Source organism: Rufibacter sediminis, from assembly GCF_014269285.1.
GTDB classification, from domain to species: Bacteria; Bacteroidota; Bacteroidia; order Cytophagales; family Hymenobacteraceae; genus Nibribacter; species Nibribacter sediminis.
Genome location: NZ_JACOAF010000010.1, coordinates 73,183 through 87,271 on the forward strand (window position 1 = coordinate 73,183; position 14,089 = coordinate 87,271).

Annotated in this window: 8 protein-coding genes; 3 read left to right on the forward strand and 5 right to left on the reverse strand. The window is 55.5% G+C overall.

Annotation, left to right across the window (positions count from 1 at the left end; genetic code table 11):
• Window positions 1-2 precede the first annotated feature (2 nt).
• The 5 genes from H7U12_RS04470 to H7U12_RS04490 all read right to left on the reverse strand — a co-directional run bounded on the left by H7U12_RS04470 (window position 3) and on the right by H7U12_RS04490 (window position 11,142).
• On the reverse strand, window positions 3-2,531 hold the full coding sequence (locus H7U12_RS04470) for a DUF5916 domain-containing protein (RefSeq protein WP_186633552.1): 2,529 nt from the start codon (window positions 2,529-2,531) through the stop codon (window positions 3-5).
• Window positions 2,532-2,564: 33 nt separating this feature from the next.
• A complete protein-coding gene (locus tag H7U12_RS04475) occupies window positions 2,565-3,401 on the reverse strand; it encodes a CvfB family protein (protein ID WP_186633555.1) in 837 nt (278 codons plus the stop codon).
• An 833-nt stretch (window positions 3,402-4,234) separates the two neighbouring features.
• Window positions 4,235-5,266, reverse strand: coding sequence for a PorP/SprF family type IX secretion system membrane protein (locus H7U12_RS04480; protein ID WP_186633558.1), 1,032 nt, complete (start codon window positions 5,264-5,266; stop codon window positions 4,235-4,237).
• Window positions 5,267-5,277: 11 nt separating this feature from the next.
• On the reverse strand, window positions 5,278-8,988 hold the full coding sequence (locus H7U12_RS04485) for a PKD domain-containing protein (protein WP_186633561.1): 3,711 nt from the start codon (window positions 8,986-8,988) through the stop codon (window positions 5,278-5,280).
• A gap of 273 nt (window positions 8,989-9,261) precedes the next feature.
• Window positions 9,262-11,142 carry a BamA/TamA family outer membrane protein gene (locus H7U12_RS04490; RefSeq protein WP_186633564.1) on the reverse strand — a complete coding sequence of 627 codons (1,881 nt, stop codon included), beginning with the start codon at window positions 11,140-11,142 and terminating at the stop codon, window positions 9,262-9,264.
• Window positions 11,143-11,342: 200 nt separating this feature from the next.
• Between H7U12_RS04490 and H7U12_RS04495 the strand changes: the two genes are divergently transcribed.
• The 3 genes from H7U12_RS04495 to H7U12_RS04505 all read left to right on the forward strand — a co-directional run bounded on the left by H7U12_RS04495 (window position 11,343) and on the right by H7U12_RS04505 (window position 13,692).
• Window positions 11,343-12,608, forward strand: a complete 1,266-nt coding sequence (locus H7U12_RS04495; RefSeq protein ID WP_186633568.1) for a putative DNA modification/repair radical SAM protein — start codon at window positions 11,343-11,345, stop codon at window positions 12,606-12,608.
• Window positions 12,609-12,688: 80 nt separating this feature from the next.
• Entirely contained in the window at window positions 12,689-12,832 is a 144-nt protein-coding gene (locus H7U12_RS04500) for a hypothetical protein (protein ID WP_186633571.1), read from the forward strand.
• Between the two features lie 14 nt (window positions 12,833-12,846).
• Complete coding sequence (locus tag H7U12_RS04505; protein ID WP_186633574.1) at window positions 12,847-13,692, forward strand: TIGR03915 family putative DNA repair protein; 846 nt, start codon at window positions 12,847-12,849, stop codon at window positions 13,690-13,692.
• Window positions 13,693-14,089 lie beyond the last annotated feature (397 nt).

Below are 14,089 nucleotides of genomic sequence, written 5' to 3' on the forward strand. Positions count from 1 at the left end.
ATCTAGGATCTTGTTTTAAGGGCGCGTCTAAGAACCTGGTAGTCCAGGTAATATAATACCTTAACGGAGAAGCTATTCAATTGTTTGGCCTGCATGGTGTTGCCCAGATTCAGGAAATAACTGGCGCGCTCGGGCACGGCGCTGTCATAAATGGCGTTTTTCCAGACCACGCTCACCTCGCTGCCCGGCGCGAACCGCCAGCTATACACCAGGTCTATGTTGAAGGCGTTGAAATTGCGCGCATTGGCAGACGGCGAGGCGGGTTTGTATTCCAGCGGCGTGCCGTTGCCGTCTTCCTGCAGCAGAAAGTAGCGGTCAAACGTGGCGTTGGACCAGTAATGGCGCATGTTCAGGTTCAGGGCGGTGCGGGCGTTGAAAATGTAGGTGCCCGTGACGATGTTGTTGACGGTCTGTACCTTCCGGCGACCGAAGAAGATGCTGTCTGGCTGGGCTATTTTTCGTGCCTCATAAAGAGAATCATTGCCGGCAAAGCCAAAGTCGCGCGGGGCGTGATTGTAGCGGATGTTGTACACCAGTTGCAGGTGGTCATTCACGCGTACGCGCGGACTCAGCCCGATCCATTTGTCCAGCTGGCGGTACTCCGGGGACCAGTAGAACCCGAATTCCAGGTCCACGGCCAGTTTCTTCCGGTAGTCACTGGAGATGTAGGAGTTCACTTCCCAACCGGCCGGTTTGCGCCATTTCTGGTCAGGAACACCGTCCTGGTTGTAGGAGCGGGGCTCAAAGTAGTCGTAGCCGTCTTTGGGCAGCCAGACCAGGGTGTACCCAAAGGACAGGAAGTTCTTGGTGGTGGCGTTGGTTTCCAGGAAATAGGCCAATTGAGTGAACGCAGACGGTTTGTAGAGCATGCGGTGCTGCACGCCCAGCGCGTTGTAGGCGTTGTTCAGTTTCCAGAAGGGCTTATAGAAGTTGTAGGCCACGTAGGCATGCGTTTCGCGGGAGTTGTTGTTGTCCAGATAGCCCAGGTCGTTAATGTCATAGGTGTGGTTCTCCACGGTGTGCCGGGCGTTGAACTGGAAACTGCCGCTGGTCTTCCCAAAACTGGCCGAGTAAGCGTGACCCAGCTCCACGGCCTCGGTGCCTTGGGGGAGTTCGCCTTTGTTGTAGCGCTGGCTCAGGTTGCCGCTCAGGTTCAGGGTGTAGGAGTTCTTCTTATTGGTGAGCTTGGTCATGAACCCCGTCACGTTGGCGTTGTGGAAACCGGCCCCGCGGGTCACGTTGGTGTTGGTGAACGTCACAAACGAGCTGTTGGGCAAACTTTGGTCCAGCACCAGCACGTTGTAATTGGTCACCGGATCAGTCAGGACCTTGAACTCCTCATCGGTTAAACCGCTTTTCAAAGTGGCGTAGGTGTTGCGGGTCACGGCGTTGAAAATCCCGATGCCCAGGCCTTTGTTCGTTCTCCCGGAGAGTTTGGAGGCGTTGACCAGACTCGTTTTGGCGGGGTTTTCCAGAATCTCGGCCTTCTCCCCGTGCCGGGATTCGTCATAAGAAAGGTTGTTGAAGTTCATGGGCTGCGCCCCGATGCGGCGGGAGTAAAAGAGGCCCGCCTTGTTGAAGAGCTCGGTGCCCTCGGTGAAAAATTGCCGGTTTTCGTCAAAACGCACCTCAAACGGCGAGAGGTTGAGCACCTGCGCGTCTGACTGGGTCTGCCCGAAATCCGGCACCAAAGTCATGTCCAGGGTGAACGCGTCGTTGATGCCGTACTTGATGTCCATGCCGCCGTTGACGGTGGTCTTGAGGTCTTTCTTGCCGGGCTGGTCCTGCGGAAAATGATCGGCGTAGCCGGAAAGATAAGGCATGAGCGACAGCCGCAGGGGGGCTTTGAGGCCGGTGATGCCGTGCACCTCGCCAAACTGGTTCACCCAACCCTGGATGGAGCTGTCCACGAAATTCCAGAAGGCTTCCTCGCGGTAGCGGCGGGTAGAGCGCCAGAAGTTGATGCCCCAGGTCTGCACGTCTTTTTTAGGGAACCGGATGGCGGAGTACGGAATCCGGAGCTCCACGCTCCAGCCCTGCGGATGGCGCGCCACGGCACTTTGCCACACGGCGTCCCAAGTGGTCTCGTTCCCGTTGCTGGTGGCCTTGAAATCGGTCTGGACCCCGGCCGTGGAAACCTCAAACCCGAAGGCGTTCTGCTTGTCCTGGTACGTGTCAAAGTAGACCCCAAACATATCGGCGTTTACCTGGCCGCCGTCGCGTTGGCTTAGCTGGGACAGGATGGAGTCTGGGGCGGTGTCAAAGAGAATGGCCCCCACGTACACGGCCTCATCGTCATAGAGCACCCGCACCTCGGTGCGTTGTTTGGCCGGCGAGCCGTTGGCCGGGTTCATCTGGGTGAAACCGGTAGCGGGCGTTACCTGCTGCCAGATGTCCTCGTCGGGGAGGCCGTCCAGTTTGGGTGGGGTGGCGGTGCGGCCTGCGGTGATCTGCTTTGTTACTTTAGGGGTTTGGGCATGGGTGAAGAAGGTACTGCAAAGGCAAAGCAACAGCAGACAGACGTATTTCATAGAGCAATTGGAGACAAGGAGTGGGCCGTCAGATTAAGACTTATCCAAAAGACTAATGCCCTCCGGCAACAGTTGCACCTCTCCTCGTTTATATAAGGCCCCGATGGCTTTTTTGAACGTTTTTTTGCTCATACCCAGCGTCTGGTAGATCAGCTCAGGGGTGCTTTTATCCGTGAGCGGCAAGTGGCCCTGCTCGGCGCGCAGCCGCGCCAGGATGGTTTCAGAGGCTTCCAGCACCTCGTCATAGCCCTGTTTCTGCAAGCTTACGTCCAGTTTGTTGTCTTCCCGTACTTTCTTGAGGTAGCCCTGGGTGTACTCGCCGGGCTCCAGGCTGCGGAACACCTCGTTGCGGTACAGCATGCCCAGGTACTTGTTGTTCACGATGACCTGGAAACCCAGCGCTTTCTCCGGGCCAATCAGCAACTGCACTTCGTCGCCTTCTTCCAGGGTGATGGTATCATAGTTCAGGAAAGGTCCCAGTTTGGTGGAACCCACCAGCCGGTCCGAGTTTTCGTCCAGGTACACGTACACCAGGGCCCACTGGCCCACGTAGAGTGCATCGTGCTGGTTTTTGAACGGCACAAACAGATCCTTTTCCAGTCCCCATTCCATAAACGCCCCGAAATTGTTCACGTCCCGTACCTGCAGGCAGGCGAACTGGTCTACTTTGGCTTTGGGCTCCAGCGTGGTGGCAATGAGCCGGTCCTCTGAGTCGCGGTACACAAACACGGAGATCATGTCCCCGATGCGGGCCTCGGCCGGAACATATTTGCGGGGCAGCAACACATCGCCGTCATCAGAACCCAGGTAAAGCCCGTGTTCCACATCGCGCAGAATTTCCAGATAGTTGTAATCGCCTAGGTGTAACATGGGACGTCGTGTTTTTAAGAATAGGCAACAAATATATTGATTCTATCCGGCACCTATCCACGGTGAGGCAAAGTTTGTGCGCGGAAATCGTTTCGGGCCTCTTTTCCGGAAAACAGGCTCAAAACAGATATCTTTATAGGGGGCCGCTACCTGCTGCGCAGAACATAGAACACGTATGGCAACAGGAAAAGGCAAACCAGAAAAACCACCCAGATGCGTCCGGCCACCAAGTTATAATCCTGGAAAAGAAAGGCCCAAGATTTATTCGTAAAGCGTCCTAAAGAAAACTCAAACGCCACTGTCAATACCACCCAGACAAAACCTATGAGAAAGCTTTGTCTGGTACTCTGGATGTCCAATTTTGAATATACAAACCCTACATAGAGCGCGCAAAGAATAATTAGGGTGAGGGTTGACAACTGGTGCGCCCGTAAGTCACTAAACTGTTTTATAAGCACCAATTCCCTCAGCGTTGCATTGGCAAATGCAAGTACTATCATAGGGAGCCAAAGCAGGAAATGTTTAATGCCCATAGTTTGCTATTCACGAAGTTAACAGAAGAACAAAGATCGCCACCACGGCGGTGGTAAGCTGAATCTTGGAAACATCCCCAGTTATAGAAATTGGGATGCTTCTCCAGTGAAGAAAGATGATATCGCAAATGAAAGAAAATGCCCGTGTCACCGGATGCCACCTGGTCGTAAATATACCCGCAAAAAGTATCCAACCACCTGTGGAATGTTGTGTTTCATGAAATTGCCGTACATGCAAGTGAAGAGGCTCCTTGTTTTCCGTTTCAAGCCTGATTTCCTGAAAACAGCCCCAAAACGGAACTACCAGTACTGCGACGGAGAGTAAATGCTCCGGCGATTGCGCAACATGAGCCCCAGCACCAGTTCGTGCGAGCCGTAGCTCACCTGGTTGAGGCCCGAGGTGGTGAGATCGTAGGCGTACCCTAAGTGGAATTTCTGCTTGTACTGAAACCCGGCCATGAGCACCGCCGCATCGTGCAACCGATACGAGCCGCCTACCCAGAACTGATCACGCCAGTACACCTTGGTGTTCAGGTCCACCGAAAGCGGACTGGGCGAGGCGTATTTCACCACCACCGACGGCATCACGCTCAAATAACGGTTAAGGCCAATCCGATAGCCGCCGTGCCCGAAGAAGTGCCGCTGTTGTTTGGCCGGTATCGTAGAGCGGGTTTCCCGGAAACTGAAGGGCGTAGGCAATACCTGCGCCACCGAAGCACCCAGAAAGAACCTCGGGCTGTAGAGCAGCACGCCCACCCCAATGTTGGGCAGGAGCCGGTTGTATTCATCGGCGTTGAGCACCGGGTCTCCGGAACTGGCGAAGGTGAGCTGTTCGCGGTTGAGGCCAAACTGGGTCATGCCGACGGCCACCCCCGCCGCCAGTTTAAGTGAGGCGGTAAGAGGCTGATGGTAGGCGTACAGGAACTGGACCTCGGTGCGTTTGAGGCCCGCGGCTTTGTCGGCCTGCACCAGGAGCCCCACGCCGTGGTGCGGCCGCGTTTTCTGGGCGTTATTGCGGAACCCGGGCCGCCATTGGTTTTTGTACTTGCCCTTGACCGCGTTCCGGGGCCCAAACGTGGTGGGCGGACTCAGGTAATCCATGCGGGAGAGCGGCATGTGGGCACTCAGGTAATACGAGGTGGGCGCACCCTGCAAGCCAGACCATTGGTTCCGGTACCCGGCCCGCACGTCTAGGTAATTATCGGTGCCGCTCACGGCCGGGTTCAGGAGCAGCGGGTTGAGCATGTACTGACTGTAGTGCGGCACTTGCTGCGCCAGCCCCAACAGCGGGAGACAGAGCAGGAAAAGCAGGAGGTAGCTGTTCTTTCTCATAGGCTCTTGGCTTAGCGCAAAATGGTGAGGGGCCCCGTCATCTTCGGCCGACCATTGCTGGGGTCAATGATGTAGTAATAAGCGCCAATGGGCAAATCGCTGCCGTTTCGTTTCCCATCCCAGGGCGCGGGGTAGCCCCGGCTGGAGTAGACCTGCTGGCCCCATCGGTTATAAATCTCAATGCTGATGTGCGGGTAATCCTGAATGCCTTCCAGCACCCAGGTGTCATTGGAGCCGTCGCCGTTGGGCGAGAACGCCGTAGGAATGTTCAGGCGCTTGATAACCGTCACGGTCATGCTGTCCACGTTGGGGCACCCCGCGTCTGAGACGCTGCTCAGGTAGTATTTGGTGGTCACACTAGGCGAGGCCGTGGGGTTCTCCACCGTTAAACTGCTCAAGCCCGAGGCGGGGGACCAGGTGAGGCTGCCCTGGCCTTGGCCTTGTAACACCACGCTTTCGCCTTCCACTAGCAGAATGTCCCTGCCGGCATTTACTTGGGGGGTAGGCCGCAGTTGAATCTCTACCTCGTCGGTGGCATTGGCGCAGGGGCTGTTGCTCACCGTCCAGCGCAACACATAAGTGCCGCCCATGGTGCCCGAGAAAACAGCGGTAGGACTGGCCGGATTGCTGAAACTTCCGCCGGTGCCCTGCACAATGCTCCATTGGCCAGTGGCCGGGGCCGGTGTATTGGCCACCAGGGTAGCGGTCACCCCGCCGCAGATGAGTTGATCAGGCCCTGCTTGCGCCAGGGGCGCAGGAGAGATGGTAATAGTTTTCCGGATGGTTTGCGCGCAGCCCCGGTCAGTGGTAACGGTTAAGCTCACTGTGTAAGCGCCTTCCCGCGGGTAGTGATGGGTAGGATGCTGTGTGGCGGCGGTCGTGCCATCTCCAAAGTCCCAGGCCCACGAAGTGAGTTGCCCACCGGCCAGGCTGCTCATGTCCTGAAAGGAGACTGCGTCCCTCGTGCAGCCTATGGTAGGAGAGAAATCAGGCTTTGGAGTAGGGTACACGGTAACGGTGCTGGCAAACGTCTGCTCGCAGCCATTCGCGGCTTTCACGGCCAGAGAAACCGTGTACGTGCCGGGAGCGGCATATTGGTGGGTGGGGTTCACCTGCGTGGAGGTGGTGTTGTCGCCAAACGTCCAGGTGTAGGTGAGCGCGCCACTGCCGCGGGCCTGGGTGGTGTTGGTGAAGCTAACCGCCGTGCCTTCGCAGACGTTGGCCGTGGTGAAACTTGCCGCGGGGTTGGGCAGCACCACTACCGTTTTGGTGACCGACTCGGTGCAGACAATGCCGGACCATACGCTCAGCTTGACCTGATAGGTGCCGGGGGCAGTGTACAGGTGCATGGGGTCTGTCTCCTCAGAGGAAGTGCCGTCGCCAAAATCCCAGCGCCGCCGGATGATCTTCCCGAAGGCAATGCTGCTGGCATCCTGAAACTGGACTCCCTGCTCCTGGCAGAACGACGACGAGGTGAAGTCAGGAACCGGTACCGCCCCGCTGACAATGTAGGTGTGCGAGATACTGTCCTGGCACCCTTTGCCCGAGGTCACCACCAATTTCACGGTGTATTCCCCTTCTCTGGTGTACCGGTGCCGGGGTGCCTGGGCAGTAGACGTACTACCGTCCCCAAAGTCCCAGCGGTAGGTCATGGTGCCCGAGGCAAGAGTAGACTGGTTCTGGAAAGCGGCTTCGTCGCGTACGCACAGGTCCGGTAAGGTAAAGGCGGCCACCGGTTTGGGGTTGATGATCACCCGTTGCTGGGTAGAGTCCTGGCAACCCTGCTCGGCGGTGACCTTCAATTTTACGGTGTAGGTGCCTGGCTGCGCATAGGTGTGCTGCGGGTTTTGTGCCGCACTGCGGGGCGTGCCGTCACCGAAATCCCATTCCCATTGGATCAGTTTCCCTTGCGCCATCGTGGACTGGTCCTGAAACGCCAAGGCTGCTTTGTCACAGGTTTCCGGGGCGCTGAACCTGGCAATGGGTGGCGCAATAATGGTGACTTGCCGGGTAATTTCTGCCACACACTTGTTCTTGCTGGTAACGGTGAGGTGAACGGTATAGGTGCCGGGGCTTTTAAACCGATGCGCCGGATTTTGTTTCCGGGAGGTGCCGCCGTCTCCAAAATCCCATCGCCACTCGGTGATACTCTGGCCCGTGGTTATTTTGCTTTCGTCTCTGAACCGGGTACTGTCGTTTGCGCAGGGAACTTCATAGGAGAAACCGGCCTCAGGGTTGGGGTGAACCTCTACCTCAATAGAAGTAGAATCCTGAGAATCACAGTCATTTCCGTTTGACTTAGTGGTGACCAGAGAGACGTTGTACCGCCCCGTCTTGGGGAAAAGATGTGAGGGGTTCTGTTCCGTAGACGTGCTGCCATCGTCAAAATACCATTTCCAGGCCAACGGCTCGTAAATGGCAAACCCTTTGAACCGAATGGTGCGTCCCTCGCAAATACTGTCAGAAGCCACGGTGATGTTCTGGTTCAGGTTGGTCACGTTTGCCCCCGCTGAGTAGGCGTACGACTCATAGTTCCCCAATCCGTAGGCCAGGGCGTTGAAGCCGCTGTCGGCGGTAAGTGTGTGGTTACCGGAGGAAACGGTGTTCTGCGCGTAGGAGTAAGTGGGGTTTGCCGGGACGGGAGTGAACGAAACCGGCTGCCCATCTAACCGGAAGGTTCCAATATCAGCGGTTTTCATGGTCACATTAATAAAATGGCTGGAAATCTGAAATCGCGGGGAGGAGTACAGGGTGATGCTTTTAAGGGTTTGCTCCACTGGATTGATCAGCACCATGTCAGGGTCACTGGGGACTTCATCGCACCGTTGAGACTTCGTGTATTGCGTGACCTGCACCGGCTCCGAGGCGGTGATGTAGTTGGGCGCGCTGTTCTCAAATTCATGGTACTGACCCGTGTTTTTGGTGACCGAGCGGCCATTCACGGTAATGACGGTGTTGTCTTTGGAAGCCAGCACCCGGTAGATTTCGCCGGATTTGCGGCTTTTAAAAGGGGCGGTGATGAAGTTTTTGCCCCAGGCGCTCACCGGGTACAACTGCTGGTACAAATTGTCGCCGCTTAATGGAACTGGGCACGTGTACGGTTCGGGAACGGCCGTGTACGAACTCCCCGAGAAGACCGCAATTTTCTTGCAGCTGCCAATGCCTGACTCCACAGACTCAATCTTGGTGCCCGTTAAATCCTGTAAAGCGCGCACCTGATATACTTCGCCTTTCATCAGGGGCCGGGAGGGCGAAAACGTTCTTCCGGCCGGCTGCCCGCCCAGCGTAGCGGCCGTGGGCGTTATTTCAATGGTGGTGTTGTCCTCTAAGGCAACCACCATCAGTTGGGAGGTTGCCTGAGTCCCCTGCAACTGACTTTGGGTGTAGCTGACGGCGTAATACGAGCGGCCCAGCGTATTGGTGGGCAGCACCAGGGTTGCCCCAGACTTATTCAAATGATAGATATGGGAATAGACGACCACCGGTGCCTGGGCCGTCACATGGATGGCTTTCTGTTCGATGACCTCACTGCTGCCTACGTACGCTACTGCGGGGGTTACCGGAATGACAGTGACGGAGTTGGCGGTCACCTGGTGGGTGGAAGGGGCGCCCTGGCCTACGCTGACCTGAACCGTGGTAGTTACGTCTGAGGTGACGTACAGATTCATGCTGGAGATCCCCTGCGGTGGGTTGGGGCCTGACTCGTTCTGGATGTGTGCCATGTAGCCTATCCAAAAGTCCCGGCCCTTGTTGGAGGTGGTTTGGGCAGCCGCCATGAAAGACCATAGCAGCAGAAGGCCCAGGCAAATGCTTCTTGTTAAGTAGAGGTAAGCCTTCAATTTCCTATCGCATTTGAATTTTCAACCACGAGTACCATCTCTCTTCCAAAAGAAAGATGCAGGTTCTTTGGTAAGAACAAGATAAGCTTTTTAAAGTGATATGTTTTAAGCCTTCAAATGAAAAAGGAGGCTTAAAACGGAAAAAGGCGCAGGAACCTATCTGAACTCAGAGATAAGGGGCTGGGTAAAGCGCAGATCGTTGAAATCATAGTACTGCCGCGTGGTCTGGAAGAGCTTGAAGTCCTGAATGGAGCTGGTCTGAGGCAGCCGCGGATAGTAGCCCAGCAGTACCTGAATGGTATTGATCGGGAGGAATTCGTTCCGGAACCGTAGTCCTAAGCCAAAGCCGGTATAGGGCTTCTCCTTCAGCGGAGATTTGTTTGCCACGCTGGTAAGCCAGGCAAAGTCCGCAAACCCGATGATCGCCAACCGGAACCCCAGCAGTGTGAGCGGGGTGAAGAAGTTGGTCTCATAATTCAACACGAACTTACGGTATCCCCTGACTTCGCCTGAGCTAAAGCCCCGGATACCATCCTCCTGGTCAATGTCCAACGCAAACAGATCTGGGCGGCGGATGCCCAGGGAACTCCGGTTCCAGAGGAAGTGTCGCCAGCGCCAGTTTCTCAGGCGGTACAGCGGGGTGAAGTACAGCGCCTCAGACGTCAGCACGCCCTGTTCCCAGGAGTTCAGGTAGCGGTAGCTTCCGTACTCAATGCCGCCGTAGAGGTAACCGAAATTGGGCTGGTATTTCCCGAAAGCGCCTTTCAGCCCGAAGTACAGGCGGTTCTTGAGGGTGCCGTCTTCATACCCGGCGGTAAGGGCCAGCAGGGTGCCTGCCGGAATATCCTCGGTCCGGCCAAACCCGAAGAGGTACTGGTCAATGTAGTATTTCCTGAAACTGTACCCGAAAGCGGTCAGATACAGGCGGGCACTCTGGATGGTGGGGCCCCCGCCCTGCGTGTAGGAAATGTTCATGAACCGGCCTGCCGCAATAAAGCTGCCCGCATTGTCCTGGGCCAAGTCATAGGATTTCAGGCGGAACGCGCGTCCTAACCAGAAGTCCTGTACATTATAATGTAAGGGAACATGGTCGATGACCTGGTCTGGGTTGGCTTCTCCTTCGCCTTGCTGGTAGTAGTCGGGTTGCAGGGTCTGGTACCAGCCCGCCGAGGCGCCACCCGCGTATCTGGTGTTGGTGGTATAGAAATCCCTCCGGAAGCTAAGACTCTGCTGCTTATAATAATGGGTGTTCTGGTAGATGAGTTCTGCTGAGATGAAACTGCGGGAGATGTTCTGGATAAAGTAGCTGCCCAGAAACTGCCAGGGCTGCGGCTCAGACACCCCAATGCGGTAATTGGTCCTGATTTGGTGGCCCACGCCCATGAAATTGAGGTCACGCAAGCCTATCCTGGTACTTGAGGTGCTCGCAGAGCCCGAGGCGCTGATGCTGAACACATCCTTGGTGATAATCACAATGTCTACGCTGTCTCGGGTGGAGGTGGAGTCGTTCACAAACACCCGGGCATCCAGGAGGTAATCGGTTTGACGCAGCAAACGCTCAGACTCTGACAAATCCAACGGCTCCAGCAAATCACCTTCCTTGAACAGGATCTGGTTGCGGAGCAGGTTTCTTTTGGAGCGCATGTGCAGCGCGTTGCCCAGGCGTTCCAGGCTGTTGTCTGGCATGGCCAGCGTGTCATTGATGGAATAGCCAAAGGCGTCCAGGCGTTTGAAGTAGATGCTCCTGACCACCTTGTAATTGTGCTGCGCATTTGTCACCGGCAGCAGCGTGTTTTCAATGGGGCCTTCCACTCTCCTGGGTTTGAAGATCACCAGCGCCTTGACCGCGCGACCAAAAAGCGTCTTTTTCTGGCTGAGGCGCTTGAGCGACTGTAAGAACTCCTTGTTGTTGGTGGTGTCCTGCAGAAAAGGGGCCGGGTTGGGCGAGGTGGTGGGCGGAGTCACCTGGGCATGAGCACAAATGCAATGGAACCACCCTGCCATGGTGAATAGCAGTAGCAGTCGTGCATGCATCATAAATCTCGGGGCCGTCTTCATACCTAATACTCCATCCCTAAAATACGGCAAATTCTACTCAGAACAATATTGAGGGGTAAATGCTATTGTAATTAGCTTTATCAACACCCCTGTTGATAAGTTGTGGCTAAAAATATTAGTTTATTAGTCGCTTGTGCTGTATCTTGCTAACGTATTCAAGAACATAAAACGCATAGCACATGCACACTCCGCTTCTAGAAAAACTAAGTATTTTGGCAGACTCTGCAAAATATGACGTTTCCTGCTCTTCCAGCGGCGGTAAACGTAAGAACGAAGGGAAAGGGTTGGGAAACGCCGAGGGCATGGGCATTTGCCACAGCTATACCGAGGATGGCCGCTGCGTTTCTTTGCTAAAGATTCTGCTCACCAACTTCTGCATTTTTGACTGCGCCTACTGCGTGTCCCGCAAAAGCAATGACGTGAAACGCGCCGCTTTCACCGTGCAGGAGGTAGTAGACCTGACCATCAATTTCTACCGCCGTAACTACATTGAAGGGCTTTTTCTGAGCTCCGGCATCTTCAAGAACGCCGACTACACCATGGAACGGCTGGTGCGCGTAGCCAAAAAGCTGCGGCTGGAGCACAAATTTAACGGCTACATCCACCTGAAAACCATTCCGGGCGCGAGCGAAGAGCTGGTGAAAGAAGCCGGATTGTACGCCGATAGATTGAGCGTGAACATTGAGCTGCCTACGGAGAAAAGCCTACAGTCTCTGGCCCCCGAGAAGAACTTCAAAGAAGTGCTCACACCCATGGGCCACATCAAAGACCAACTGGTGCTGGTGAAAGAAGAGAAGAAGCTGTTCAAGTCTACGCCGGCCTTCGCGCCCGCCGGGCAAAGCACCCAGCTGATTGTAGGCGCCACTGCTGAGAGCGACCGCCAGATCCTGACCCTCGCCGATGGTCTGTACCAGAACTTCAACCTCAAGCGGGTGTATTACTCAGGTTACGTGCCAGTAGTGACCGATAGCCGCTTGCCCATCATCAGTACGCCGCCCATCATCCGGGAAAATAGACTCTACCAGGCCGATTGGCTCGTGCGGCTCTACGGTTTCGGGGTGAATGAACTGCTGGACGAACAGAACCCGCAGCTGGACCTGCAGATTGATCCCAAACTGGCCTGGGCCCTGCGCAACCGGCACGTGTTCCCGCTGGAGATCAACACCGCCGACTACGAGATGATCCTGCGGGTGCCGGGCATCGGGATTAAATCAGCGAAGAAGATAGTGGCCGCCCGCCGCTTTGCCCACCTCACGTGGGAGCACTTGCGCCAGATAGGCGTGGTGCTGAAACGGGCCAAGTATTTTATCACCTGCGGAGGGCGCAGTTTGGAGACGAAAGAATGGGACGAAGAAGCAATCCGGAGAAGAATCATTTTCGGGGAGAAGGGAAGCCGGGCCAACCTATGGGGCAGCCAACTGGATCTGTTCCAGCAAGCGGGCTGAAAAGCCGAAGAATCCGCAGCCTTTCACCCTATAGAAGAAAAAGAATTGTATTTGTAAAACCTCATAGATACCTACCCAATATGCCAACTTTAGCCAACCGCCAAACCGTAGCCCCTGTTTCGTTCCGTTGCAAACTGAGCACCCTGGTGCCGTACCTGCGCCAGTTGTCTGAGCAGCGCCGTGAAAACAACGGCCGCCGCAACTCCGTGCGCATCGCTTCTTAAATCACCCGTTGCCCATGCATTTCTATACCTATGACGGTTCCTTTGAAGGCCTCCTGACGGTGGTATTTGAAGCGTATGAGCGCAAAGAATGGCCCACCCAGATTGGCCGGGAAGGCGAGGCCCCGCCGGGCATTTTCGCTACCCACCACTTTGTGCCTACCCAGGAAGAAAAAGCCAAACGTGTGTGGGAGGGCCTGGGCAAGAAGCTGTCCAAAGCGGCCTGGGAGAACGTGTACAAAGCCTACCTCTGGGAGCAGCCCGGGTTTGAGATGCTCCTCTTCCAGTTCGTGCGCCTGGTTTTCACCAGCGGGAAGGAAGGAATAGAGGAAAACTTCGCTAATCCATGGGTGCAGAAAATGGCTGTGGTGGGCAAGCAGATGCACCGCGAGAAACACCGCATGGAAGCCTTCATCCGGTTTCAGCGCACGCAGGATGGCTTGTTTGTGGCGCCCATCAGCCCAGATTTCAACGTGCTGCCGCTGGTAGTACCGCATTTCGAGAAACGGTACGCCGACCAGACCTGGCTCATCTATGATGTGCACCGGCAGTACGGCGCCTACTATGATTTGGAGCGCGTGACCATTGTCTCACTAGAGGAAGCGCCCTTGGGCCTCCGGAAAGGGCAACTGTCCCCCGATATCCTGACTTCCGTGGAGCCCATGTACCAGCAGCTGTGGCAGGCCTACTTCGACCACGTGAACATCCCCGAACGGAAAAATAAGAAACTCCACCTCCGGCACATGCCCAAGCGCTACTGGAAATACCTCACCGAGAAAAAGCCCCGGGTACAGGCGCATCAACCTATCCAAAACAAGCAGGTGCCAACCAGCGTTATGCGGTTGAACCCAGGAAATATGTAGTTTTGTGCCCTTTTTCAGAAAACAAGCTCAAAACGGTACTCGCTTGGGGTTTGCTAATCAGGTGTATGCCAGTTCCATTAGAACTGTAGGGCTTTCCTCTGCGCAAAGCAGTAGTTTGATTCAAATCATTTTTCGAGGCTGCCGCCAGACGGAAGTGTCAAAGGGTAGGTCATGGAAGGTCCAATTTGGAAACTTGAACTATTAGAAAACAGTAACCCACCCCTGCCCCTCCGAGGAGGGGAGTTAAACGTTAAAAGGAAGGTTAATAAGGAGAAGTGGAGTAGAACTGTTTTCTATCAGGATGCAGTTTCCTGCGGCACTGTGATTCTTCACCCCGTCCGTAGGACGATGCAGGCGTTGCAGCAACTCTCCAACTTCTACACAGGAACGTGCGTCG

Excerpts from the sequence above, each read along its gene's own strand:
- H7U12_RS04470 (WP_186633552.1), bottom strand. The coding sequence starts at position 2,531 with ATGAAATACGTCTGTCTGCTGTTGCTTTGCCTTTGCAGTACCTTCTTC.
- H7U12_RS04475 (WP_186633555.1), bottom strand. The coding sequence starts at position 3,401 with ATGTTACACCTAGGCGATTACAACTATCTGGAAATTCTGCGCGATGTG.
- H7U12_RS04480 (WP_186633558.1), bottom strand. The coding sequence starts at position 5,266 with ATGAGAAAGAACAGCTACCTCCTGCTTTTCCTGCTCTGTCTCCCGCTG.
- H7U12_RS04485 (WP_186633561.1), bottom strand. The coding sequence starts at position 8,988 with ATGGCACACATCCAGAACGAGTCAGGCCCCAACCCACCGCAGGGGATC.
- H7U12_RS04490 (WP_186633564.1), bottom strand. The coding sequence starts at position 11,142 with ATGATGCATGCACGACTGCTACTGCTATTCACCATGGCAGGGTGGTTC.
- H7U12_RS04495 (WP_186633568.1), top strand. The coding sequence starts at position 11,343 with ATGCACACTCCGCTTCTAGAAAAACTAAGTATTTTGGCAGACTCTGCA.
- H7U12_RS04500 (WP_186633571.1), top strand. The coding sequence starts at position 12,689 with ATGCCAACTTTAGCCAACCGCCAAACCGTAGCCCCTGTTTCGTTCCGT.
- H7U12_RS04505 (WP_186633574.1), top strand. The coding sequence starts at position 12,847 with ATGCATTTCTATACCTATGACGGTTCCTTTGAAGGCCTCCTGACGGTG.